The 22,496-nt window shown below is 56.2% G+C and carries 25 protein-coding genes; 8 read left to right on the top strand and 17 right to left on the bottom strand.

Going from position 1 to position 22,496, the window contains the following annotated elements; translation table 11 throughout:
- Positions 1-63: 63 nt before the first annotated feature.
- From LDK53_RS00775 to LDK53_RS00760, 4 genes are all read right to left on the bottom strand, one after another.
- Positions 64-1,131 carry an oxidoreductase gene (locus LDK53_RS00775; protein WP_155031148.1) on the bottom strand — a complete coding sequence of 356 codons (1,068 nt, stop codon included), beginning with the start codon at positions 1,129-1,131 and terminating at the stop codon, positions 64-66.
- A 16-nt stretch (positions 1,132-1,147) separates the two neighbouring features.
- Positions 1,148-1,888, bottom strand: coding sequence for a DeoR/GlpR family DNA-binding transcription regulator (locus LDK53_RS00770; protein ID WP_025759955.1), 741 nt, complete (start codon positions 1,886-1,888; stop codon positions 1,148-1,150).
- A gap of 139 nt (positions 1,889-2,027) precedes the next feature.
- The gene (locus LDK53_RS00765; RefSeq protein ID WP_025759954.1) at positions 2,028-2,300 is read right to left on the bottom strand and encodes a DUF883 family protein; all 273 of its coding nucleotides are present in this window, start codon (positions 2,298-2,300) and stop codon (positions 2,028-2,030) included.
- Positions 2,301-2,432: 132 nt separating this feature from the next.
- A complete protein-coding gene (locus LDK53_RS00760) occupies positions 2,433-2,909 on the bottom strand; it encodes a GNAT family N-acetyltransferase (protein WP_047958539.1) in 477 nt (158 codons plus the stop codon).
- 89 nt (positions 2,910-2,998) lie between these two features.
- Between LDK53_RS00760 and LDK53_RS00755 the strand changes: the two genes are divergently transcribed.
- Complete coding sequence (locus tag LDK53_RS00755; protein WP_225283261.1) at positions 2,999-3,928, top strand: LysR family transcriptional regulator; 930 nt, start codon at positions 2,999-3,001, stop codon at positions 3,926-3,928.
- Positions 3,929-4,006: 78 nt separating this feature from the next.
- Here LDK53_RS00755 and LDK53_RS00750 read toward each other — a convergent pair whose 3' ends face one another.
- Entirely contained in the window at positions 4,007-4,510 is a 504-nt protein-coding gene (locus LDK53_RS00750; RefSeq protein WP_225283252.1) for a YbjP/YqhG family protein, read from the bottom strand.
- Positions 4,510-4,878: an NlpC/P60 family protein gene (locus LDK53_RS00745; RefSeq protein WP_225283250.1), complete on the bottom strand. Its 369-nt coding sequence runs from the start codon at positions 4,876-4,878 to the stop codon at positions 4,510-4,512. Before LDK53_RS00745 ends, LDK53_RS00750 begins: the two co-directional genes overlap by 1 nt.
- A 229-nt stretch (positions 4,879-5,107) precedes the next feature.
- Between LDK53_RS00745 and LDK53_RS00740 the strand changes: the two genes are divergently transcribed.
- From LDK53_RS00740 to LDK53_RS00730, 3 genes are all read left to right on the top strand, one after another.
- Positions 5,108-5,383, top strand: coding sequence for a metal/formaldehyde-sensitive transcriptional repressor (locus LDK53_RS00740; protein WP_025759946.1), 276 nt, complete (start codon positions 5,108-5,110; stop codon positions 5,381-5,383).
- Between the two features lie 31 nt (positions 5,384-5,414).
- A complete protein-coding gene (locus LDK53_RS00735; protein WP_225283248.1) occupies positions 5,415-6,533 on the top strand; it encodes an S-(hydroxymethyl)glutathione dehydrogenase/class III alcohol dehydrogenase in 1,119 nt (372 codons plus the stop codon).
- Between the two features lie 160 nt (positions 6,534-6,693).
- Positions 6,694-8,385: a methyl-accepting chemotaxis protein gene (locus tag LDK53_RS00730; protein ID WP_025759944.1), complete on the top strand. Its 1,692-nt coding sequence runs from the start codon at positions 6,694-6,696 to the stop codon at positions 8,383-8,385.
- An 87-nt stretch (positions 8,386-8,472) separates the two neighbouring features.
- Here LDK53_RS00730 and LDK53_RS00725 read toward each other — a convergent pair whose 3' ends face one another.
- From LDK53_RS00725 to LDK53_RS00710, 4 genes are all read right to left on the bottom strand, one after another.
- A complete protein-coding gene (locus LDK53_RS00725; RefSeq protein WP_225283246.1) occupies positions 8,473-10,854 on the bottom strand; it encodes a glucose/quinate/shikimate family membrane-bound PQQ-dependent dehydrogenase in 2,382 nt (793 codons plus the stop codon).
- A 250-nt stretch (positions 10,855-11,104) separates the two neighbouring features.
- Positions 11,105-12,028: a LysR substrate-binding domain-containing protein gene (locus tag LDK53_RS00720; protein ID WP_225283244.1), complete on the bottom strand. Its 924-nt coding sequence runs from the start codon at positions 12,026-12,028 to the stop codon at positions 11,105-11,107.
- A 182-nt stretch (positions 12,029-12,210) separates the two neighbouring features.
- Complete coding sequence (locus LDK53_RS00715) at positions 12,211-13,092, bottom strand: SDR family oxidoreductase (RefSeq protein WP_045284350.1); 882 nt, start codon at positions 13,090-13,092, stop codon at positions 12,211-12,213.
- 64 nt (positions 13,093-13,156) lie between these two features.
- Positions 13,157-13,546, bottom strand: a complete 390-nt coding sequence (locus LDK53_RS00710) for a YdeI family stress tolerance OB fold protein (protein ID WP_225283242.1) — start codon at positions 13,544-13,546, stop codon at positions 13,157-13,159.
- 138 nt (positions 13,547-13,684) lie between these two features.
- Between LDK53_RS00710 and LDK53_RS00705 the strand changes: the two genes are divergently transcribed.
- The 4 genes from LDK53_RS00705 to LDK53_RS00690 are packed head-to-tail and all read left to right on the top strand — an operon-like array spanning position 13,685 to position 16,178.
- Positions 13,685-14,188, top strand: a complete 504-nt coding sequence (locus LDK53_RS00705) for a hypothetical protein (protein ID WP_225283233.1) — start codon at positions 13,685-13,687, stop codon at positions 14,186-14,188.
- Positions 14,189-14,197: 9 nt separating this feature from the next.
- Positions 14,198-14,644, top strand: coding sequence for a DUF421 domain-containing protein (locus LDK53_RS00700; protein ID WP_047958546.1), 447 nt, complete (start codon positions 14,198-14,200; stop codon positions 14,642-14,644).
- A gap of 11 nt (positions 14,645-14,655) precedes the next feature.
- Complete coding sequence (locus LDK53_RS00695) at positions 14,656-15,174, top strand: 2-oxo-tetronate isomerase (RefSeq protein ID WP_225283231.1); 519 nt, start codon at positions 14,656-14,658, stop codon at positions 15,172-15,174.
- 17 nt (positions 15,175-15,191) lie between these two features.
- Positions 15,192-16,178 (top strand): SDR family oxidoreductase, encoded by a 987-nt coding sequence (locus LDK53_RS00690; protein WP_225283229.1) that lies wholly within the window; start codon positions 15,192-15,194, stop codon positions 16,176-16,178.
- Here LDK53_RS00690 and LDK53_RS00685 read toward each other — a convergent pair whose 3' ends face one another.
- The 7 genes from LDK53_RS00685 to LDK53_RS00655 form a co-directional block, all read right to left on the bottom strand.
- Positions 16,179-17,804 (bottom strand): alpha-amylase family protein, encoded by a 1,626-nt coding sequence (locus LDK53_RS00685; protein ID WP_225283211.1) that lies wholly within the window; start codon positions 17,802-17,804, stop codon positions 16,179-16,181.
- Between the two features lie 8 nt (positions 17,805-17,812).
- Positions 17,813-18,823, bottom strand: a complete 1,011-nt coding sequence (gene cydB, locus LDK53_RS00680) for a cytochrome d ubiquinol oxidase subunit II (RefSeq protein ID WP_047958550.1) — start codon at positions 18,821-18,823, stop codon at positions 17,813-17,815.
- Entirely contained in the window at positions 18,823-20,226 is a 1,404-nt protein-coding gene (locus tag LDK53_RS00675) for a cytochrome ubiquinol oxidase subunit I (protein WP_088244198.1), read from the bottom strand. The genes cydB and LDK53_RS00675 overlap by 1 nt, the downstream gene beginning before the upstream one ends.
- A gap of 68 nt (positions 20,227-20,294) precedes the next feature.
- Positions 20,295-21,167 carry a manganese catalase family protein gene (locus LDK53_RS00670; RefSeq protein ID WP_059310143.1) on the bottom strand — a complete coding sequence of 291 codons (873 nt, stop codon included), beginning with the start codon at positions 21,165-21,167 and terminating at the stop codon, positions 20,295-20,297.
- A gap of 17 nt (positions 21,168-21,184) precedes the next feature.
- Positions 21,185-21,691: a ferritin-like domain-containing protein gene (locus tag LDK53_RS00665; RefSeq protein WP_014883791.1), complete on the bottom strand. Its 507-nt coding sequence runs from the start codon at positions 21,689-21,691 to the stop codon at positions 21,185-21,187.
- Between the two features lie 25 nt (positions 21,692-21,716).
- On the bottom strand, positions 21,717-21,920 hold the full coding sequence (locus LDK53_RS00660; protein WP_013096662.1) for a hypothetical protein: 204 nt from the start codon (positions 21,918-21,920) through the stop codon (positions 21,717-21,719).
- Between the two features lie 23 nt (positions 21,921-21,943).
- A complete protein-coding gene (locus tag LDK53_RS00655) occupies positions 21,944-22,438 on the bottom strand; it encodes a ferritin-like domain-containing protein (RefSeq protein WP_008502272.1) in 495 nt (164 codons plus the stop codon).
- Positions 22,439-22,496: the final 58 nt, after the last annotated feature.

Here is a 22,496-nt window from a genome sequence, read left to right as displayed (position 1 = left end):
TTGCCGGGTGGCGCTGCGCTTACCCGGCCTACATTTGCATCGTAGCAGCCACCCGGCTTGTTTTTAACCCAGCAGAGCACGCTCTTCAGCCGTTAACGCCAGCGGCTGCGTTGACCCCGTCTCCGACGATTTCACCGCCGCTTCCAGCACCGCCATCACCGCTAATGCCTCAACCGGATGCACCGGGTTGGCGATCTTCCCGAGCAGGGCATCGCGCACGTTGATGTAATACTGGCGCTGATCGCCTTTCGGCGTGGTAATCGTCTGCGGTGCGCCATCAGCCCCATAGAACACCATACTGTCACTGTCTTCCCCCCAGGCTTCACTGCCTGGAATGACGCCAGACAGCAGTTGTGCCTCCTGCTGGTCGATTCGGGCTTTCACCACGCTGCCTTTGTCCCCGTGGACGGTAAAGCGTGCTGTTCCGCCAGCCACCAGCATGCTGGCGTGCAGAATGACCTTGTGCTCCGGGTAGTTCAGGACCACGTGCGCCCAGTCGTTAACTTCTGCGCCGTCGCGCAGCGTCGCAATATTCCCCTGCACCGTCTGCGGCAGGCCAAAGAGTTGCAGCGTCTGGTCGATCAGGTGCGGACCCAGGTCAAACCACAGACCGCTCCCGGGGACATTCTGCTCGCGCCAGCGCACGCGCACTTCCGGGCGGAAGCGGTCGATATGTGACTCCAGATGTTTAACCTTGCCGAGCGTGCCTTGCTCAATAATCTGCTTAATGCCGAGGAAATCGCTGTCCCAGCGGCGGTTGTGGAAGACGGAGAGCAGTAGCTGCTTTTCATCCGCCAGGGCGATCAGATCCCGGGCTTCCTGCATATCAAGCGTGAAGGGCTTATCGACGACCACATGTTTCCCTGAATTCAGGGCCAGGGTTGCCAGCGGAGCATGCGTGGCATTGGGGGAGGCGATCACCACCAGATCGACGTCCGGGTGCTGAATCGCCTCTTCCGGCGTGGCCACCACCTGCACGTCAGGCAGATCGCGTTTCACCTTCTCTTCATCCCGGGAAGAGACCACGGCCAGCCTGATGCCGTCCACAGACTGGATCAGCGGAGCATGGAACGTTTTACCGACGAAACCATACCCGATCAGCGCAATGTTGATTGTTTGAACTGTACTCATGACCTTCTCCACGTTATTACGCGCACACCGTTACCTGCAATGCGCCAGGGTCCCCAAGCTCAGGCCAGGGACGATCTAAAAAGAGTTGTTGAATGCCGGATAGCCCGGAGACCAGATAGGGTTCACAGCGGTTGACTTTCAGATGGTCGGCGACAATCCAGTGCGCATGACTCGCGGCAAGCATCGCGCGTTTAACCTCGGCATCCGCTTCTTTACCGGCACTCAGGCCGAGTTCGGCATGAATGGCGCACGCGCCGAGAATGGCGATATCTGCCCGATACCGGGACAGCAGCGACAACGTTGCGCTTCCGGCGAACAGGCGTTGTTTTGGGTCCCATTTCCCGCCGAGCAGGATCAGTTCAATGTCTTCCCGCTCGCTAAAATGCTGGGCGATATCAAGCGACGTGGTAATGACGGTAAGCGGTCCCTGAAGAAAAGTGGCGACTGCCATCACCGTGCTTCCGGCATCCAGAAACAGGGTGGAACCCGGGGGAACCTGCTGCGCGACCTGTTTACCCAGGCGCTGTTTAGTTTCCGGCAGCAGCGTGTTGCGGCCCTGACGATTCATGGCGGAGAGATTCAGGGCGATGGCCCCGCCGTGGTTTTTCTGCGCCAGGCCCTGGTTTTCCAGGTCGGTCAAATCCCGACGGATGGTGTCGGCTGACACCTGCAGCTTCTCTGCCAGTTCGGTGATGCTGGCCTGGCCCTGCTCACTGAGCAGATCGAGAACGTAGCGTTGACGAGCGGTTTTGTGCATGGCTGCAATCCTGCAAAATGTCGCAATAGTTTGCATAATACAGCATTTTGACGCAGAAGGAAGAACGATGTCGGGGGCAAACAGGAGAGAGGGGGAGCGACCGGCAGAGGGCGAAAAAAAAGCCCCGAAGGGCCTTTGATTATTTGCGACCCAGCAACAGGCCGAGAACAATACCCACCGCTCCCGCGGCGATAAGGCCGGTGAGGGGGTTATTTCTGACAGCTTCAGTGACATCGGAGACGGCATCGCTGGCCTGTGCGGCATATTTTTTAGCGGCACCTTTTACCTGATGCTTTGGTGAATCCACGAACTCACCAAACTGCTGCTGCGCTGAACCTGTCAGTTCATCAAGCTTATTTTTTGCTTTGTCTTCAGCAAACTGGGTGTTTTTATCAGTACCGAAATCAGACATTGTGCCTCCTTTTGTTAACAGGTAAAGGATAGCCTCTCTTAACAGATGTGAGGCCCGCAGGGCTAAATTCGGCCCGCAATATGGCTGTTTTCGGATATCTCTGTGCCTGAAACGCCACAGCACGCGACGCCGCTAATCGGCAAATTTCAGCAGCGCTTCGCCATCCAGGCGATAACGCACCCATTCAGACTGCGGCAGTGCACCAATGCTCAGGTAAAAGTCGATGGCAGGCTGGTTCCAGTCCAGCACGCTCCATTCAAGGCGACCGCACTGCCGTTGTACGGCGAGCTGCGCAATATGTTTCAGCAGTGCTTTTCCCGCACCCAGACCGCGATACGCCGGGGAAACATACAGATCTTCCATATAAATCCCGTTGCGGCCAAGCCAGGTTGAATAGCTGGTGAAGAACACGGCATAGCCAGCAATTTGTCCTTCACACTCAGCGATCAACGCTTCGGTTTTACTGCCTTCGCCAAAGAGTGTTTCCCGGATCTCATCCGGGGTGGTGACGACGGCTTCCGGCGCTTTCTCATACACTGCCAGTTCATAGATCATGGCGTAAATGGCCGCTGCATCGTCGGGACGGGCCTGGCGAAGGGTGATATTCATGGTTTTTCCTGATTTTTGCCTGTGTGTTGATTGATGGCGTTAAGCATACGGAGTATTGTCCGAAGAATTAAGTGCAATGAAATCAACAAATGATGAATATTATGCATCCAGCCCTGAGACGTCTTGATTTAAACCTGCTGCCTGTTTTTGATGCGATATATCGCCACCGCTCCGTTCGGCTGGCCGCTGACGAGCTGGCGATGAGCACGTCCGCACTCAGCCATGCGCTGTCGCGTTTACGTACGACCCTGAACGATCCGCTCTTTTTTCGCGAAGGGCACCGCATGTCCCCCAGCGTGTATGCCTCTCAACTCGCACCTTCTATTGCTTCCGCCTTATCGTTCCTCAACCACGAGTTAACGCCGCAGCCGCCGTTTGACCCGGCCAGCAGTACTGAGACCTTACAGATTGCGATAACCGATTTTACCGCGCTGTGCATTTTCCCGGCCCTGATGCACACCCTGCAGCTGTCCGCCCCGGGATTACGTTTTGAATTGCGCTACCTGCCGCACAGCCTGGCGCTGACGGAACTGCTGGCGGGCGAGGTGGATCTGGCGCTGGGATTTAGTACGCCGGAGGATATCCGACATCCGGAACTGGAAGAGATCGGCTGGTTTGAAGATGAGTATGTGGTCATCAGCAGCGCGAGCCGAACGCGGCTGACGCTGGAGGATTATCTCGCGGCCCGACATCTGGTGGTCACGCCATGGAATGAGAAACAGGGCGTTCTGGATGTGCGGCTCGAGCAGTTAGGCTATACCCGACACATTGCGATCAAAACGCCGTCGATGCTCAGCGCGCCGTTTATCGTGGCGGAAAGTGACCTGCTGATGGCCATTCCACGGTATGCGGCCGAGAAGCTGATGGCGGCAGTGGATATTAAAATTTTTGACTTACCGTTCTCAATACGAAGATTTGAGGTGAAAATTTACTCCCATAAACGCAGCGGTCAGCGGGGCGCGACGCGCTGGCTTAAGGAAGAACTACAAACGCTGGCGCAGGCTTGCAGGGGAGAATAGGCCGGGCAAGCGCAGCGCCACCCGGCAAGCAAGGGGGTATCGCAATATTCCAGGCGTGGAGACTGTTAATCTTGCTAATTATGGAGAAGTTATACTGGCCGCATATCGTTGTGCGGCAGCAATCGTCCTGTCGTCAAAAATATACTGTTCGAAATGATGGCTCGCATCGGTGACGCGATAAATTTTCCATTTACCGTCTTCATTGCGCAGATACACGTTTAACCGCTGTTTTTGCCCATTACCTGTCCCCAGGTCGACGTTAACAACTTTTCCGGACACCGAGTTTATCGCGTTGCTTACGCTTAGGTCAGGGATCCACTCCGCCGCATAGTCTTGCGTATAGGTAAAATAATCAGAGCCGATAATTTCTTGTTCACAGAGAGAGGAAATTTTCTGCAGCCGGGAGAGCGTGTCTTGCGCAATATAATCACGCATTTTTGGTGAATCGAGATTATCTTCTTTGCTGTCTGTAACGAAAGCAGTGAGGTAAAACGTGTAAAAGTCATGAGTACGTTTTTCCGGCGCATCCATTTGTGTCGAACATCCCGTAAGAAACAGGCACATCAAGAGAACGTAACGCATCAGCTTTTCCTGTAAATTTTGTAAGCAGGGCGTGCGGAGCGATATCCCGGGCCACCCCACATATCTCTTTGTCTGAAATCAGAGTACCAGGTAGTGCCGTCATAAATTGCCATGTGACCCGCAGGATTACCTCCCGTATAGGGCTGAATAACAACCACATCGCCTTCCTGTAATGTTTCACCTTGTCCTAAAACTCGGAAACCTGCCCGTTCAAGGTTACTGCCATAGTCTTTTGCGGTAGGTGCATTGCCAATATCCACGCCACCTGCACGTATTGCCTTACGCGTAAATTCTCCACAGCGTTTTTGCGATGAAGTGCCTGCATTTTGGCGTGCATGCAGGGCCGCTGCGTGTTTGTTCCATGCCATGTGTTAACTCCTGTTGTATATGAAACCGTCACTAAACAACGGGAGCCTCATTCCGGTTAGGCAAATAATGTCATTAAAAAATTATATATTTCAGTGCATTACTATTTTTGAAGTTTTATTCGCTTGGTTGATGATATGCGGTAGATATGCTGATGTTGCAACGGAAACAGAAGGTTTACATCGACATAAAAGTTAAATACCATACCCCCCTATAGTATCAGGAGGGCGTATGCCGCATTCACCCGAAGATAAAAAACGTATTCTTACCCGCGTCCGTCGCATTCGGGGCCAGGTTGAGGCCCTTGAACGCGCGCTGGAGTCGGGCGACCCCTGTCTGGCCATTTTGCAGCAAATTGCCGCCGTGCGCGGGGCTGCCAATGGCCTGATGGGCGAAATGGTCGAAATTCACCTCAAAGATGAGCTGGTGACGGGAGAAACCACGCCGGATCAGCGAGCCGTACGCATGGCGGAAGTCGGCCATTTGCTGCGCGCTTATCTAAAATAAACCCACACACCTCACAATAAGGGAAGACAATATGAAATCTCGCGCTGCAGTTGCATTTGGACCCGGCCAGCCGCTCAAAATCGTTGAAATCGACGTCGCGCCGCCAAAAAAAGGCGAAGTGCTCATCAAAATCACCCATACCGGCGTATGCCACACCGATGCGTTTACGCTGTCCGGTGACGATCCGGAAGGCGTCTTCCCGGCGGTGCTCGGCCATGAAGGGGGCGGGATTGTGGTGGAAGTGGGCGAGGGCGTGACCAGCCTGAAACCAGGCGACCACGTGATCCCGCTGTACACGGCGGAATGCGGCGAGTGTAAGTTCTGTAAATCCGGTAAGACCAACCTCTGCCAGGCGGTTCGCGCCACCCAGGGGAAAGGGCTGATGCCGGACGGTACCACCCGCTTCTCGTACAACGGCGAACCTGTCTATCACTACATGGGCACCAGCACCTTCAGCGAATACACCGTTTGCGCGGAGATCTCGCTGGCGAAGGTCAATCCGCAGGCGCCGCTGGATAAAGTCTGCCTGCTGGGCTGCGGTGTCACCACTGGCATTGGCGCGGTGCATAACACGGCAAAAGTGAAAGAGGGCGACACCGTGGCGGTATTCGGGCTTGGCGGCATCGGTCTGGCGGTGATTCAGGGCGCGGTTCAGGCGAAAGCCGGTCGCATCATCGCGGTTGACACCAATCCGGAGAAATTCAAACTGGCGGGTGAAATGGGTGCGACTGATTTTGTGAACCCGAAAGATCACGACAAGCCGATTCAGGACGTCATCGTCGAGATGACCGACGGCGGCGTTGACTTCAGCTTCGAATGTATCGGCAACGTTGACGTCATGCGCTCCGCGCTTGAGTGCTGCCACAAAGGCTGGGGCGAGAGCATCATCATTGGCGTGGCCGGTGCAGGCCAGGAGATCAAAACCCGTCCCTTCCAGCTGGTCACCGGGCGCGTGTGGCGCGGTTCCGCCTTTGGCGGCGTGAAGGGCCGTACCCAGCTTCCGGGGATGGTTGAAGATGCCATGGTCGGCAAGATCCAGCTCGACCCGTTCATTACCCACCGTTTACCGCTGGAGCAGATCAACGAAGCGTTCGATCTGATGCACGAAGGAAAATCTATCCGTACCGTGATTCATTTCGGCGACAAGTAACTCTTCTGCCAGCGGTTTTTCGCCGCTGGCGTTGCTTTAATATTCTTCTCTAAAGTGTGACCAGTGCGGCGTTTTTAGCCGTAATCTAAATCTCTGCCGTGCCGATGACTATCTGACAGGCGTGTTTTTACGCATCTTACCTACAAGAGAGTCGACGGTCATGGACAACACTACTTCGATGCCGGCGCAGCGTAAGCTGAGCTTCTTGCATCACATCAGGCTGGTTCCGCTGTTTTCCTCCATTCTCGGTGGCATTATTCTGCTTTTTGCCTTGAGCTCGGGTCTGGCAGGGTATTTCCTGTTACAGGCCGATAACGATCAGCAGGATGTTACATCCGAAATTCAGGTGCGTATGGGGCTGTCGAACAGCTCAAACCATCTGCGAACCGCACGCATCAACATGATCCACGCCGGTGCGGCCAGCCGTATCGCAGAGATGGATGCCATGAAGCAGAACATCCGTGAGGCGGAAACGCGGATTAAGCAGTCCCAGGATAGCTTTACCGCCTACATGAACCGTTCCGTGCGTACCTCTGCCGACGAAGCGCTGGATGCTGACCTGAAAGCGCGCTACGACGCCTATATCGCGGGCCTGCAGCCGATGGTCAAATTTGCCAAAAACGGCATGTTCGAGGCGATCATCAACCACGAAAACGAAACGGCGCGTCCGCTGGATGACGCCTACAACGCCGTACTGCTGAAGGCGATTAAGATCCGTACCGATCGCGCCAATGCGCTAACGGCACAGGCGCACAGCCGCACGCAGCTGGGGCTGATGTTTATGGTCGGCGCGTTTGCGCTGGCGCTGGTGCTGACGGCGATGACCTTTGTTGTGCTGCGCCGCACGGTGATCAACCCGCTGCAGCGTGCCGCAAAACGCATCGAAAATATCGCCAAAGGCGACCTGACGATGCCGGACGACGTGGCCGGACGCAGCGAAATTGGCCGCCTGACGCGCGATCTGCAAACCATGCAGCACTCCCTTGAAAACACCGTCGGCACCGTCCGTCAGGGGGCGGAAGAGATCTACCGCGGCACCAGCGAGATTTCAGCTGGTAATACCGATCTCTCTTCCCGTACCGAGCAGCAGGCGGCGGCCATTGAGCAGACTGCCGCCAGTATGGAACAGTTGACCGCGACGGTGAAACAGAACGCCGATAACGCCCACCATGCCAGCAAGCTGGCGGAAGATGCCTCCGGGAAAGCCAGCCGCGGCGGTCAGATGGTCTCCGGGGTGGTCAAAACCATGGGCAATATCTCCAGCAGTTCGAAGAAGATCTCTGAGATTACCGCGGTCATTAACAGTATTGCGTTCCAGACCAATATCCTGGCGCTGAACGCGGCGGTAGAAGCCGCGCGTGCGGGCGAGCAGGGGCGCGGTTTTGCCGTGGTGGCAAGTGAAGTCCGAACGCTTGCAAGCCGCAGTGCGAATGCTGCAAAAGAGATCGAAAGCCTGATCAACGAATCGGTTTCGCTGATTGACCAGGGCTCCGGTGAAGTGGTTGCCGCCGGTAATACCATGAATGAAATTGTCGAAGCGGTGAAACGCGTTACCGACATCATGCTGGAGATCGCCGCCGCGTCCGATGAGCAGAGCCGCGGTATCGTGCAGGTCAGTCAGGCGATTTCTGAGATGGATAAAGTGACCCAGCAGAACGCCTCGCTGGTGGAAGAAGCCTCTGCCGCGGCGGCGTCTCTGGAAGAACAGGGCGCACGTCTGACCGAGGCGGTTGGCGCGTTTCGTCTGAGCGGCGCGAAGCCGGGCCGCGCGGCAACCTCTGCGCCAGTGGCGAAGAGTGCGCCGTTGCGTCCCGCGGCAGCGGTTTCCGGAGATAACTGGGAGACGTTCTGAGTCGCCAGCAGTGTCGGGTGGCGCTTCACTTACCCGACCTACGTATGGCCTACAAAAAAGGGACCTTTCGGTCCCTTTTCTTATCTGTTACTGCTTATCGGGTAACGCGTACGCGATAACGTAATCACCGCGATCCGGCGACTGACGAGCACCGCCGGCGTTAATGATGATGTATTGTTTACCGGTTTTTGGCGACACGTAGGTCATCGGGCCGGACTGGCTGCCGACCGGCAGGCGGTCTTTCCAGATCTCTTTCCCGGTGGCGGTATCAAACGCGCGCAGGTAGAAATCTTGCGTGCCGGCAAAGAACAGCAGGCCGGACTGCGTTGACAGCGACGCACCCAGCGTCGGCATCCCGATCGGGATGGGCATGTGCATGCGAATGCCGAGCGGGCCGGTATCTTCCACCGTGCCGACAGGAACCTGCCACACCAGCTTGCCGGATTTCAGGTCAACCGCCGACATGGTGCCAAACGGCGGTTTCTGGCACGGAATGCCCAGCGGTGACAGGAAGCGCTCGCGCATCGCACCGAACGGTGTGCCGTCCATCGGGACAATCCCCATTTCAATGCCGCTGGCGTTTTTCGCCACGTTAGCGCGCGGCACCATGTAGTTTGCCAGACCCAGGCGCATGTCGTTGACGAACATCAGGCTGTTGTTTGGGTCAATGGAGACGCTGCCCCAGTTCATCCCGCCGAGAGAGCCGGGGAACTGCAGGGAACGGTCGAGGCCCGGCGGGGTGAAGACACCCTGATGACGCATCTCCTTAAACTGAATGCGGCACAGCAGCAGGTCAACAGGCGTCGCCCCCCACATATCAGACTCGGTGAGCGTCTGATTGCCTATCATTGGCATACCAACGGAGTACGGCTGGGTCGGAGAGTAGCGTTCACCTTCAACGTTGCCCGCCGGAACGGGACGTTCCTCAACCTTCGCCACTGGCTTACCGGTTTCGCGGTTAAGCATGAAAATCATGCCCTGCTTGCTGGTCTGCACCAGCACAGGCGTGGTGCCGCCTTTACCGTCTGGCAGATCGTACAGCAGCGGCTGGGAAGGCAGGTCAAAGTCCCACAGGTCGTGGTGAGTGGTCTGGAAATGCCAGCGGACCTGACCGGTGGCCGCGTCGACGGCGACGATGGACGAGCTGTACTTGTCGTCCAGCGCGGTGCGTTCACCTGCCCAGAAGTCTGGCGTGGCGTTGCCGGTTGGCAGGTAGATCAGGTTCAGTTTGGCGTCGTAGGACATCGCTGACCAGACGTTCGGCGTACCGCGGGTGTAGGTCTGGCCTTCCGGCGGCAGGCCGGTCAGGTTCGGATTACCCGGATCCCACGCCCAGGCCAGTTTACCGGTGTGAACGTCATACGCGCGCACCACGCCCGGCGGTTCGCCGGTGGAGTAGTTATCCGCGACGCGACCGCCGACCACGACGACATTCCCGGCAACCAGCGGCGTGGAGGTCTGCTGATAATAACCCGGCTTGATCTCGCCCATGCCGACGCTCAGGTCAACGGTGCCATGGTCGCCAAAGTCTTCACAGAGCTTGCCGGTATCCGCATTGATGGCAATCAGGCGCGCATCAGTGGTCGGCAGGAACAGGCGGCGAGGGCAGGCCGCAGGCTGTGTGTCTGCCTGTGACGTTGTCACGTTTGAACGATCTTCAAAATAGCCCAGACCGCGGCAGCGCTGCCAGTTAGGCGCCGTGGCTTTGGGATCGTAGCGCCATTTTTCTTTACCGGAATCCACGTCCAGGGCCAGCACTTTACTGTACGGGGTACAGACATAGAGCGTGTCGCCAACCTGCAATGGCGTGTTCTGATCTTCCGCGCCGGAGCCGTTGCTCTGCGGAATATCGCCGGTGTGCGCAACCCAGGCGACCTTCAGGTCGTTGACGTTTTGCTTGTTAATCTGATCCAGCGCGGCGAAGCGGTCACCGTGCGTGGTGTTGCCCCAGTGCTCCCAGTTTTTTTGCTGCTCGCCGGGTGCGACGGGTTTAACCGGAACGGGCTCGTTTGCCGCCACGAGGGTCTGCGGCTTGAACATCCAGCCCAGGCTGACCAGCATAGCCACCGCGAGCAGCGCCGCAACGCCAAATGCAGGCGCTTTATTCGCCGTGCGGTGGTTGGCTGTACGCAGGAAAGGCCAGACGACGGCACAAAGGAACGCCAGCACTGCAAAGGTAAACAGGCGGGAGAAGAGCGGCCAGAAATCCCAGCCTGCATCGCTTACTGCCCAGAACAGCGAGGCGATAAACGCGATGGCGTAAAGCACGATCCCACTGCTGCGGTTGAGGAAAATCAGGACTGCGGCAATCACCATCGCCACACCCATCATCAGGAAGTAACCACTTCCGCCCACGGTGGCGAGCTTAAAGCCCAGACCGCCGACGGCCAGACCGATGAGCATCATCAGTCCGGCAAGAAGCCACTGCAGAATACGCGGTATTCCACGTGGCGCGCTGCCAAATGCCATTTCTCTCTCCTTTAGATCCCCCGCCGTGTCGGGAATGTACCAGTTGGGTAATAAATGCGGTGGGATTGATGATTGATACAGGTGAATTCGTTTTTATCAAACCGTTTGTGAACCATTTGGTGAATTCGTGGCTATGATAAAACTGTTAAATTGTTTTACGCAATTGTTAATGATTTATTCCGCATTATTTGATTAACGCACAGGTCAGTCCCCTCTCCCCTCAGGGGAGAGGGTCAGGGTGAGGGGGGTATTAAACCGGCATCGATTTACGAATAGCGCTCAGCAGCGTCTGCGCGCCGGTGGAAAGCGGGGTATCCACCCGGGTTAAAATGCCGATAGGTTCACCGGCGCCGGGAGAGGTTATCGGCAGGGCGGTCAATGTTCCCTGGCGCAAATCATCTTTCACCGCCCCGGAGGGGACGAACCAGACGTAGTCATAGTCCAGCGTGAGCTGGCGCGACAGCGAGGCCGAGAGCGTTTCGATACACCCTGAAGGGAGCGTACACCCCTGCATCTGCAGCAAGTTTTCAGCGGCCTGGCGCGGGACGGTCCCTTTCGGGCAAACCACCACTGGCCACTCCATGACGCGGCTTAAGGTGACGGTGTCCTGCAGCAGAGGATGATCGGGACGTACCACCAGCTTCAGCGATTCAAGGAACAACAATTCGTAGTTAAGACCGACCATCAGTTCGGGGTCGGACATCCGACCGATGCCAAGATCCAGTTCGCCCGATTTCAGCCCGGCGAGCAACATGGTGTTATTCATGGTGGCAACCTGAAGCGTGGTATGCCGCTGTTGCTTGTGGAACTGGCCGATAACCGGAGGGAGAATGCCCAGCGCGGCGGTTGGCAGGGCACCCACGCGCACGACCTCGTGGGTTTGCTCTTCTTTTCGGTGCAGGGACTGGCCTGCGGTATTGAGCGCATCCAGGACTTTCACCGCGTGCGTCAGGAACTGTTCGCCCACGAGAGTAAGCTGTGCCCCTAACCGACCGCGGTCAAAAAGACGGGCACCGGTCAGCTGTTCCAGTTCATTAAGGGTTTTGGAGAGCGCGGGTTGGCTCAGGTTAAGGGTTTCAGCCGCACGCCCCAGTGTTCCCTGTTGAGCGACGGCCACAAATGTATGCAAATGGCGCAAGCGTATGCGCTGACTGAACAGACCATTTTTTTCCATAGGCGATGTTAAAAACAGAGCGATGCGGGTGACAAGTTAAGTTGTTTAATTTTGATAACTTGATAGCAAAATATTTTTAACATTTGATCTGTTTGAGTTACAACATGTTTTTCGGCAGGATCAGATAAGCGAACGTCCTTGTTCATTTATTGCTCATTGCAGGGTGGGAAAGGGAAACAGGTTTAGATCACGCCATCACCGCCGTCAGAACACCATACCTGACCGGAGGTAAATGAACACTCGTCCGAGGCCAGCGTGACGTACAGCGGGGCAATCTCAACGGGTTGACCCGGACGCCCCAGCGGCGTATCTCCCCCAAACTCCTTCACTTTTTCCATCGGCTGGCCGCCGCTGGATTGCAGTACCGTCCAGTAAGGGCCGGGGGCGACCGCGTTGACGCGAATGCCTTTCGGGCCGAGCTGTTTGGCTAAGGATTTGGTAAATACCGCCAGACAGGCTTTGGTCTGGGCATAATCCAGCAGCACCGGGCTGGGCTTCACCGCCTGCACGGAGGAAGTATTAATGATGACGGACGACGCTTTCAGATGGCGCAGCGCCGCCTTAGTGATCCAGAAAGGCGCGTAAACGTTGGTTTTGAACGTCGCGTCAAAGTCTTCGGTAGTCAGCTCCTCAAGGGATTCCCGGAACTGCTGACGACCCGCGTTATTCACCAGAATGTCCAGACCGCCCAGTTTCGCAACGGCTTCCTCAACCAGGTTCTGGCAGAAGGTCTCATCCCGCACGTCGCCCGGCAGCGCCACGGCGGTGCGGCCCTCCGCTTTAATCAGGTCGATGACCTCAGCGGCATCTTTTTCTTCTTCAGGCAGGTAGTTGATGGCCACGTCAGCGCCTTCACGGGCATAGGCAATCGCCACTGCGCGACCGATACCGGAATCCCCACCGGTTATCAGCGCTTTTTTACCGGCAAGGCGACCATGCCCTTTGTAGCTTTTTTCCCCGTGGTCGGGTACAGGTTGCATTTCAGATGCCAGTCCCGGCGGCGTTTGCGGCTGTTCCGGGAACGGGGGTTGCGGGTAAGCGTTCGTACGTTGTGTATCACTCATAGCTGACTCCTTAAGCCAAGGGGTAAGATTTGATGGATAGATGCAGCGTTAACGCTTCGCTGAATTATTTCTGCAAACGATCAACACGGACGACGGCAGGGGATGATTTTTTATCAAGCGAACCGTTGATACTGATCATCTGGTCGGGTTTTACCGTTCTGCCGTCGAAGACTGCCTGGGGAATAATAACGTCGATTTTTCCGGTTTTATCCTGAAATACAAACTTATCGCCGCTACCATCAATAAGATTACCGCGTAAGGAAATGGTTGCACCATCGTGGAGCTGTTTCGCCTGATCGATGGTCCTAATTCGCGCGTCATCGGTTCCGCGATATCCGCTATCAAGTGCGTGCGGCGGCGGTGGCGCTTCACCTTTTTGTAACCCGCCGTTATTATCTGCCCATGCGGCCGGAACCAGAAATATCAAAAAAGCGGAAATAAGCGATAATTTCATCGGATATCCTTCATTTTAGGTGTCTTGACTTATTAAGTATTGTTGCTATTCCTTTAGGTGGCAAATGTGATAAGTCCTAAAAACATTCGCGTTAGAAATCAAAATTATTGGATAATAAGCGAAACGGTGACGATGGCCATGAAGCGTGAAAATGAAAAGTTACCCGGGATAGATGAAAGTTATCGCTTGCTGACGTTTGAATACGCGTTTCGTCAGGTAGGGTTTATTGTTCTTTTAGGTATTATCGTGGCGGCTATTGCCGGTCTGTTTTCAAGCGGAATGGTCAGCGATACGGCTAAGGCGAATGCCGATAAATCCCTGACCATCAATTATGAGCGCTTTGGCCGACGGGAGACGGAGACACGGATGCAGCTCGCGTTTCCGGTGAAAACGGAGGGGACCTATACCCTCATCATCACCAGCGAGAGCAGCGATGCGTATGAGCCTGGCAGCGTCTGGCCTCAGCCGGACAGCATGTTGAGCCACGGCAACAGCCTCTATTTTGTGTATCACAACCTGAAAAAGACAGACACCTTTTCGGTATTACTCTTCACCACACCGTCCCGGGCCGGCAAATGGAACTCGGTCATCCGCGTAAATAACGGGCCGGAGATTAACATCTGGCAATTTATTTACCCGTAGGAGGCTGATATGGATATGGTCTTTCGTGCGCTGGCGATTTATCTGTTCCTCGTGGTGGTATTTAAAGTGGCCGGGCGACGCGCGCTGCTGCAGATGACCAGCTTTGATCTCATCCTGCTTCTGATAATTAGTGAAGCCACGCAACAGGCGCTTCTTGGCGAGGATTTTTCAGTCACCGGGGCGATGATTACGATTACTACCCTGGTGGTAGTGGATATTATTTTCGGGTTAATGAAGAAATATTTTTCGCCTGTCGAAAATATCCTTGATGGCACCCCCGTGATTCTGGTGGAAAACGGCATCCCTTTAGCGGATAAACTCAAAAAAGTCGATGTCTCTTGCGATGATATTCTGGTATCAGCGCGACAGAATAATGGCATTACTGAAATGAGTAAAATTAAATATGCCATACTTGAACGCAATGGACATATTTCAATCATTCCTTTCGAGAAATAAGAGGCGGCAAGATGAGCAATCTTTTGCACGATAACCATTACACGGTGGGTGAACTGACGAAAAAGGTGGCGAGCAAATTAACCGATCTCGGGCTTCGCTTAACCACGGCGGAATCCTGCACCGGGGGAAAGCTCTCGGTGGCGCTTTGCGCAGAAGAGAACACCGCCGATTTTTATGATGTCGGTCTGGTGGTGTTCAGCGATGGCGCAAAAGAGCGGATCCTCGGCGTAAGCCCGCAGACGCTTGAACGGTATACCGCCGTCAGTGAACAGACGGTCACCGAGATGGCTGCCAGTATCCGCGACATCGCCCAGGCGGATATTAGCATTGCCATCAGCGGCTACGCAGGCCCTGAAGGGGGCGACGATGGTACGGCGGCGGGAACGGTCTGTTTCGGCTGGAATATCTGTGGCCAGACGCACACCCGCACCGTGCTGTTCTCCGGCGACTGTCAGGACGTGGTGGAAAAGGCGGTGCAATTTTCATTGGCTGAACTGGTGAGCCTGTTATCCGACGGCAATAAAGGCTGAACGCAGGGGGAGGTTATATGGCAGTCATCGTGATTACCGGCGGAACCGCGGGGGTGGGAAAAGCCACGGCGCTGCACTTTGCCAGGGCAGGTTACGACGTCGGGCTTATCGCCCGCGATGAAGCCAGCCTGCACTCCACGCAGGAGGAGCTGCGGCGGTTTGGCGTTAATGCCCACGCCGTGCAGGCGGACGTCGCCGACAGTCAGGCGGTGGTGGATGCCGCCAACGAGATTGAGTATCGCCTCGGTGCGATTGATGTCTGGGTGAATAATGCCATGGGCGCGGTGCTGGCACCGTTTCGCACCCTGACACCGGATGAGTTTCGTCGCGTGACGGAAGTGACGTACCTCGGCTTTGTCAACGGCACGCGCGCCGCCCTTGAGCTGATGGTTCCCCGCGACAGGGGCGTGATTATCCAGGTTGGCTCGGCGCTGGCGTACCGATCCATCCCGCTGCAGTCAGCCTACTGCGGGGCCAAAGCGGCGATCCGCGGCTTTACCGACGCGGTGCGTACCGAGCTGATGCATGAGAACAGCCGGGTACAGATTTCGATGGTGCAGATGCCGGGGCTCAATACCCCGCAGTTCGAATGGGCGCGCAATAAGTTCGCCTGGGCGATGCGCCCGGTGCCGCCGGTGTTTGAGCCTGAAGTGGCCGCCAGCGCCATTTTCCGGGTCGCACAAAAACCGGTTCGGGAGCTGTGGGTCGGCGGCAGTACCATCCAGTCGATTGTCGGGCAGTTCTTCTTCCCCGGTTTTCTTGACCGGCTGATGGTGAAAAAAGCCTGGGAAGGGCAGATGACCGACAACCTGAACGCACCGGATCGCCAGGACTATCTCGATCAACCGGTTAACGATCTGCACAAAATTCATGGTCGTTTTACTGACGAGGCGAAAACCCGCGCGTCGTCCGTGACCTCCGGTATGCCGGGCAAAGTGGCGTTAGGTGCCCTCGCGGTGGCGGGGATTGTGGTCACACGTCTGCTCACCCGCCGGAAGCCGTAATCAGCGCAGCGCGCTGCGGTGCGTCCAGAACCAGCGATAACCGTAGCCGCCAAGTGTGAGCTCAACGGTTTTACCGCAAATCAGGGCGTCATCGTAGCGCTTGTCCGCGAGGCAGGCAGTCCAGGTGGCGTTACGGATCCCCTTCGCCGTAAACTGCACCGGCTGGTCGCTAAAGTTAACGAAGGTGAGGATGCTGCGCTCGTCGGTCTCATAATAGAGACCCAGTACCGCGTCATGATCGAGGGTGATAAGCCGAAACGGCGCCACGGCAATTTCAGGAAACTCCGAGCGGGTATTGGCAATATCAATGATCCGGTGCAGCAGCGAATTGCGGTGAAGCAGAGAATCGGCGACGTTCACCTTTTGATAGCGGTACGGACCGTGGTCGATGATTGGGGCAATGAAACGCTGCGGATCCGCCGCAGAAAAACCGCCCCCCTGCGATCCGGCCCACTGCATCGGGGTGCGGACAGCGTAGCGCTCCTCCAGGTCGAGGTCGTCACCCATACCTATTTCATCACCATAGCGCATCACCGGGACGCCCGGCAGGGAAAAGAGCACCGCGTGGCAGAACGCCAGCCGCTTCTGATCGCCATTGAGCATCGGTGCCAGGCGTCGGCGGATCCCACGCTGGTAGACGTTCATCTCTTCGTCAGGGGCGAAGGTGTCGAGAACAAACTGTTTATCTTTCTGAGAGATGCCTTCCAGATCCAGCTCGTCATGATTGCGCAGCCAGTTGGCGAAACAGCATGAATCCGGCGGGACGATCATTTTCTTCACCGCGTTGCGCAGCGGGCGGGCGCTCTTCCGGGCCAGGCTGACGTAGAAATACTTGTTAAGCCAGAAATTGAGGACCAGATTCAGCCGGTCATTGTTGCCAAAATAGTCCCGATAGGCTTCCACCTCGACATCTACTTCTCCCAGCAGGATTGCGTTCGGATTGTGCTCCTCAATCAGACGGCGCATATGCTCGAGGATCCAGAGCCCTTTTTTCTCATCACCGTTTCCTGCCTGAGTGGTGAGATGGGACGCGGCATCCAGGCGGAATCCCGACACCCCCAGCTTGAGCCAGAAAAGAATGATGTTCTCAATCTCTTTTAGTACCGCGGGAGAGGTCAGATTCAGATCAGGCTCGTGGCGATAGAACATGTGCCGATAGTATTGCCCCGCCTCGTCATCCCAGCTCCAGATGCTTTTTTCCACGCCGGGGAACATCGGGGGCGTATCATCGTCGTCATTATCCGACCAGAGATAGTAATCACGATACGGTGACGCCGGGTTGCGACGGGCCTGCTGGAACCAGGGATGGGTATCCGAGGTATGCTGGATCAGCAGCTCAATAATGACCTGCATGCCCAGCTCCCGGGCCTGCTCGATAAAGGCGATGATGTCGGCCAGCTTTCCGAAGCGGGGATCCACCTGGAGATGGTCGCTGACGTCGTAACCTTCATCAAGAAAAGGGGTGAGATAAAACGGGGTGATCCAGATAACCGTCGCGCCCATGCGGCGAATATAACGCAGCTTGGCCGTGATCCCGGCGATGTCCCCGCAGCCATCGCCGTTTAAATCATAAAAGAGCGCGGTATCAATCTGGTAAATAATGGCCCGTGTATGCCAGCCTGCCATCCTGCACCTCAGTGGTAACCTTCTGTATCAGAAACCTTGCCCCGAAAGACGTAATAGCTCCAGGCGGTGTACACCAGAATCACCGGAATAATGAGCAACGTCCCGACCAGCATAAACAGCTGGCTGGCGGGCGGCGCCGCGGCTTCCCACAGGGTGATGCGCGGCGGAATAATATTAGGCCACAGGCTGATACCGAGCCCACTGAACCCGAGGAAGATCAGCCCCAGCGTCAGCAGGAAGGGGCGCGAGTGGCTGTCCGGGTTGCGGGTCAGGCGCCAGATCAGCACGCTGAAGAGCCCCACCAGCAGCGGCACCGGCAGGAACCAGAAGAAGTTGGGCAGGGTAAACCAGCGTTCGGCCACGTACTGCCAGCCGAGCGGCGTCCAGATGCTGACCACCGCGATAACCACCACCAGCGCCAGCAGCACGTGGCGGGTTAACTCGCGCATGCGGGCCTGCAGGGCGCCTTCGCTTTTCATAATCAGCCATGTGGTGCCCAGCAGGGTGTAGGCGACAACCAGCCCGATACCGCAGAAGAGGTTGAATGGTGTAAGCCAGTCCAGCGCCGAGCCAACAAACCGCCGACCCTCCACGTCGAAGCCGTTAATCACCGCGCCCACGACCACCCCCTGGCTGAAGGTGGCGAGCAGGGAGCCGCCGGCAAAAGAGTAGTCCCAGAATTTGCGGTGGGAGGGCGTGGCTTTGAAGCGGAACTCAAAGGCGACGCCGCGAAAGATAAGGCCGATCAGCATGGCGGTGAGGGGAATGGTCAGCGCATCAATAATTACCGCATAGGCCAGCGGAAACGCGCCGAAGAGGCCCGCGCCGCCGAGAACCAGCCAGGTTTCGTTGCCGTCCCAGACGGGCGCTACGCTGTTAACCATCACGTCACGCTCTCGGGCGTCGCCGACGAAGTTAAACAGCAGGCCAATCCCCAAATCAAAGCCATCCATAATGATGTACATCAGTGTGGCGAACACGATGATGGCAAACCAGATCACTGAGATATCGACACCCATCAGATCCTCTCCTCTTCCGGAACAGACTCCGCGGCAGACAGCGGACGGGCAGGCGTGCCCGACGTGTTTGACGTCAGCGTAGCAACAGGCTGAGGGCCTTTCTTAATCAGCCGGATGAGATAAACATAGCCCACGCCAAACACCGACGAGTAGACGACGATGAACGCCAGCAGGCTGATGCTCATCTGCAGGGTGCTGTGCAGCGATACCGCATCGACCGTGCGCAGATAGCCGTAGACGACCCACGGCTGACGGCCCACTTCGGTGGTTACCCAGCCGGCGAGCAGCGCCAGCAGACCGGCAGGCCCCATACAGAGCGCAAACCAGTGGAACGGGCGGGAGTGGAACAGTCGATGTCGATAGCGCAGCCAGAGGCTGATAAGACCCAGCGTGATCATCAATAGGCCCATCCCGACCATGATGCGGAACGACCAGAAGACGATGGTGGAGTTAGGGCGATCCTCTTTCGGGAAATCTTTCAGGGCCGGAACCTGTTTATCCAGGCTGTGGGTCAGGATCAGGCTGCCGAGGGCAGGGATCTCCAGACCGTATTTGGTACGTTCCTCTTCCATATCCGGCAGGCCGAACAGCAGCAGCGGGGTGGCTTCGCCAGGCGGGTTTTCCCAGTGCCCCTCAATGGCCGCGATTTTTGCCGGCTGGTGCTCCAGCGTGTTCAGGCCGTGCATATCGCCGACGACGGCCTGGATGGGCGCGACCAGCAGCGCCATCCACATCGCCATGGAAAACATGGTGCGGATGGCGGGGGTATCGTTACCGCGCAGCAGATGCCACGCGCCCGATGCGCCGACAAACAGGGCGCTGCTCAGGAAGGCGGCGATAGCCATATGGATCAGACGGTACGGGAAGGAGGGGTTAAACACGATCGCCAGCCAGTCTTCCGGAATAACCTGGCCGTTCTGAATGGTGAAGCCCTGCGGTGTGTGCATCCAGCTGTTGGAGGCGAGGATCCAGAAGGTCGACATCAGCGTGCCGAGTGCGACCATGCAGGTTGAGAAGAAATGCAGCCCCGGGCCAACCTTATTCCAGCCAAACATCATGACGCCGAGGAAACCGGCTTCCAGGAAGAAGGCGGTTAACACCTCGTAGGTCAGCAGTGGGCCGGTAATACTGCCCGCGAACTGGGAGAATCCGCTCCAGTTGGTGCCAAACTGGTACGCCATGACCAGCCCGGAGACGACGCCCATACCGAAGTTAACGGCAAAGATCTTGAGCCAGAAATGATAAAGCGATCGCCAGACGTCGTTTCTGGTGCGCAGCCACATCCCTTCCAGCACCACCAGATAGCTGGCGAGCCCGATGGTGATAGCGGGAAAAAGAATATGGAACGAGACGGTAAAAGCGAACTGAATTCTGGCCAGATGAAATGCATCGAGTTCGAACATGGTCCGTACCTCTGAAACGATGGGGCACGAGAATTGCCAGGCAGCGCAGGACTGCCTGGCAAAACCGATTACGGTTTTTTCTTACCTGCGCCCAGCTCGGCGCCGGTCAAAGGGTCGGCGTGTGGATCGGATTTCGTGCGGGCAGACATCGCCTTAACCAGGGTTGCCTGTTCGGTCGTGAGCGTCACGCTTGCGCTACCATCTCCGCCGTCAACCGCAGGCTGGGGTGACTCAACGTAATCGAAATGCTTATCGCTGTTCCAGCTTCCGCGAACCTCTCCACCTTCAGACATATTGTAGTACTTGTTGGTGAATTCCTCGATTGGCGGCAGTTTTCCCGGTGGGAAGTTATTACGGATGGACTGCAGCGCCTTCTCAAAGGAGAGCTGATGCGCCGCCTCACGGGTCATCAGAAATGCCAGCGCATCCTTGACGCCGGGATCGTCGGTCACGTTGATCAGCCGCTCGTAGATAATCTTCGCCCGGGCTTCTGCTGCCACGTTTGAACGCAGGTCGGCCGTTGGCTCGCCAATGGTGTCGACGTAGGCCGCCGTCCAGGGGACGCCCGCCGAGTTGGTCAGCGGAGTGCCGCCGCCGTAAAGCAGGGAGGTGATGTGGCTGTCGTTACCGTTTTCGGTCATCGACCGGTACAGCTCAGCCTCGTTTTCCACCCCTTCCGCCAGGGCGCCTTTCGCGCCCTTATTCAGCATTCCCACCAGGGTACCGATGATTTCGAGATGGCTTAGCTCCTCGGTAGCGATATCCATCAGCATATCTTTTCGGCCCGGATCGTCATCGCTCAGGCCTTGCGTAAAGTAGCGGCAGGCGGCAGCCAGCTCGCCCTGCGGCCCGCCAAACTGCTCCAGTAAAAGATTGGCCAGGCCCGGGTTAGGTTCAGCTACGCGAACCGTGTATTGCAACTGTTTAACGTGTCGAAACATGCGCACTCTCCTGTGGGTTATTTTTTCGCTTCGACACCCGACGCGTCTGAACGCAGCAGGAACTGTTCCGTCGTTTGCGGGATATGGCGAATCAGCCAGTCGGCCATTTCGCGCTCTTCGGCGAGGATGGTCTCAATCGCGGGGATCGAGGCGGTATCGCCCGCTTTTTTAGCCGCCGCCAGCAGAGAGGTATAACAGGCGATTTCAAACTGCTCGAAGACATAGCCGCTGATGGAGCCTTTCACGATCTCATCAGACGGGAACATGCCGCCAATGGACTGACCCAGCGCCGCCATTTTGCTCATTGAGTCTTTTAAAACCGAACGAGAAATATCATTACGGTCGAGGATTTCTTCCAGCAATGTGATTTGCCGTTTTGTCTCATTAATATGTTGCTCAATTCGGGCGCGAACATCAGGATAATTATCGATACGGCTGGCCATGGATTCCAGCATAGATTCGGCTTGCTTTTCCATCGCATGGGCATCGCGTAGCCAGTCGTGGTAGTGTTCTACGTGATTCATCATTGTATCCTCATAATTGGTTCGCTTATTTGGTCTCACTTTCAGCAGCCTGATCGGCACGCGCGGCACTGTAGCCAGATAAATGGCCAACAATATTGGCGTAAATGCTGATGATAATGACCCATAGCACGCTGTTCTTCCACCATATTACTGAAGGGATAGCGAGAATGAACCATATTATAGCTGCCGTTAAATGGCACCGTTTAATAGTCCTGGGACTGATGCTCATTTTATTTAACCTGTGTTATCGCGTTATTTCTGCGCTTTTTGGTTAATATTTCCAACGGCCAGGTCGGTGAGTTTAAGGTCGGTCTCTTTTTCTTCTTCCAGCGTTTCGGCAAGAAGCTTAACGGCTTTTTTATAGCCCAGTTGTTCAGCGAGAGTAGCAAGGGTACCGTAACTGGCGATTTCGTAATGCTCCACTTTTTGCGCAGCGGCAATTAAAGCGGCATCACGGACTTCATTTTTTTCCGTACTTTCGATGACTTCATTGGCTTCTTCAATTAAGCCTTCCATCGCGACGCATTTCATACGCTTGAGCTTGATACCGTCTTCCTGTTCGACGATCTGGTCGATACGCTCAATCTGACCCTGCGTCTCTTCAAGGTGGGCGGTGAAAGCAGCGCTAAGTTTCTCACTGGACGCGGCACGGGCGAGCTTACTCAGCGCTCGGGTAAGCTGTTTTTCTGCGCTGTAGGTATCGGATAGAAGATGAATAAAGACATCCTCAACACTTTTCATATTCATAATAATTACGCTCCGGTAAAATAATGAAAGGGTACTGCGAGCTTTTCAGCCCGCAGTA

This window comes from Enterobacter sp. K16B (assembly GCF_020216105.1).
Lineage (GTDB): Bacteria > Pseudomonadota > Gammaproteobacteria > Enterobacterales > Enterobacteriaceae > Enterobacter > Enterobacter sichuanensis.
The sequence above is the reverse complement of the archived record's forward strand: the minus strand, read 5'-3'. Positions and strand labels throughout refer to the sequence as shown.

Excerpts from the sequence above, each read along its gene's own strand:
- LDK53_RS00775 (WP_155031148.1), bottom strand. The coding sequence starts at position 1,131 with ATGAGTACAGTTCAAACAATCAACATTGCGCTGATCGGGTATGGTTTC.
- LDK53_RS00770 (WP_025759955.1), bottom strand. The coding sequence starts at position 1,888 with ATGCACAAAACCGCTCGTCAACGCTACGTTCTCGATCTGCTCAGTGAG.
- LDK53_RS00765 (WP_025759954.1), bottom strand. The coding sequence starts at position 2,300 with ATGTCTGATTTCGGTACTGATAAAAACACCCAGTTTGCTGAAGACAAA.
- LDK53_RS00760 (WP_047958539.1), bottom strand. The coding sequence starts at position 2,909 with ATGAATATCACCCTTCGCCAGGCCCGTCCCGACGATGCAGCGGCCATT.
- LDK53_RS00755 (WP_225283261.1), top strand. The coding sequence starts at position 2,999 with ATGATGAATATTATGCATCCAGCCCTGAGACGTCTTGATTTAAACCTG.
- LDK53_RS00750 (WP_225283252.1), bottom strand. The coding sequence starts at position 4,510 with ATGCGTTACGTTCTCTTGATGTGCCTGTTTCTTACGGGATGTTCGACA.
- LDK53_RS00745 (WP_225283250.1), bottom strand. The coding sequence starts at position 4,878 with ATGGCATGGAACAAACACGCAGCGGCCCTGCATGCACGCCAAAATGCA.
- LDK53_RS00740 (WP_025759946.1), top strand. The coding sequence starts at position 5,108 with ATGCCGCATTCACCCGAAGATAAAAAACGTATTCTTACCCGCGTCCGT.
- LDK53_RS00735 (WP_225283248.1), top strand. The coding sequence starts at position 5,415 with ATGAAATCTCGCGCTGCAGTTGCATTTGGACCCGGCCAGCCGCTCAAA.
- LDK53_RS00730 (WP_025759944.1), top strand. The coding sequence starts at position 6,694 with ATGGACAACACTACTTCGATGCCGGCGCAGCGTAAGCTGAGCTTCTTG.
- LDK53_RS00725 (WP_225283246.1), bottom strand. The coding sequence starts at position 10,854 with ATGGCATTTGGCAGCGCGCCACGTGGAATACCGCGTATTCTGCAGTGG.
- LDK53_RS00720 (WP_225283244.1), bottom strand. The coding sequence starts at position 12,028 with ATGGAAAAAAATGGTCTGTTCAGTCAGCGCATACGCTTGCGCCATTTG.
- LDK53_RS00715 (WP_045284350.1), bottom strand. The coding sequence starts at position 13,092 with ATGAGTGATACACAACGTACGAACGCTTACCCGCAACCCCCGTTCCCG.
- LDK53_RS00710 (WP_225283242.1), bottom strand. The coding sequence starts at position 13,546 with ATGAAATTATCGCTTATTTCCGCTTTTTTGATATTTCTGGTTCCGGCC.
- LDK53_RS00705 (WP_225283233.1), top strand. The coding sequence starts at position 13,685 with ATGAAGCGTGAAAATGAAAAGTTACCCGGGATAGATGAAAGTTATCGC.
- LDK53_RS00700 (WP_047958546.1), top strand. The coding sequence starts at position 14,198 with ATGGATATGGTCTTTCGTGCGCTGGCGATTTATCTGTTCCTCGTGGTG.
- LDK53_RS00695 (WP_225283231.1), top strand. The coding sequence starts at position 14,656 with ATGAGCAATCTTTTGCACGATAACCATTACACGGTGGGTGAACTGACG.
- LDK53_RS00690 (WP_225283229.1), top strand. The coding sequence starts at position 15,192 with ATGGCAGTCATCGTGATTACCGGCGGAACCGCGGGGGTGGGAAAAGCC.
- LDK53_RS00685 (WP_225283211.1), bottom strand. The coding sequence starts at position 17,804 with ATGGCAGGCTGGCATACACGGGCCATTATTTACCAGATTGATACCGCG.
- cydB (WP_047958550.1), bottom strand. The coding sequence starts at position 18,823 with ATGGGTGTCGATATCTCAGTGATCTGGTTTGCCATCATCGTGTTCGCC.
- LDK53_RS00675 (WP_088244198.1), bottom strand. The coding sequence starts at position 20,226 with ATGTTCGAACTCGATGCATTTCATCTGGCCAGAATTCAGTTCGCTTTT.
- LDK53_RS00670 (WP_059310143.1), bottom strand. The coding sequence starts at position 21,167 with ATGTTTCGACACGTTAAACAGTTGCAATACACGGTTCGCGTAGCTGAA.
- LDK53_RS00665 (WP_014883791.1), bottom strand. The coding sequence starts at position 21,691 with ATGAATCACGTAGAACACTACCACGACTGGCTACGCGATGCCCATGCG.
- LDK53_RS00660 (WP_013096662.1), bottom strand. The coding sequence starts at position 21,920 with ATGAGCATCAGTCCCAGGACTATTAAACGGTGCCATTTAACGGCAGCT.
- LDK53_RS00655 (WP_008502272.1), bottom strand. The coding sequence starts at position 22,438 with ATGAATATGAAAAGTGTTGAGGATGTCTTTATTCATCTTCTATCCGAT.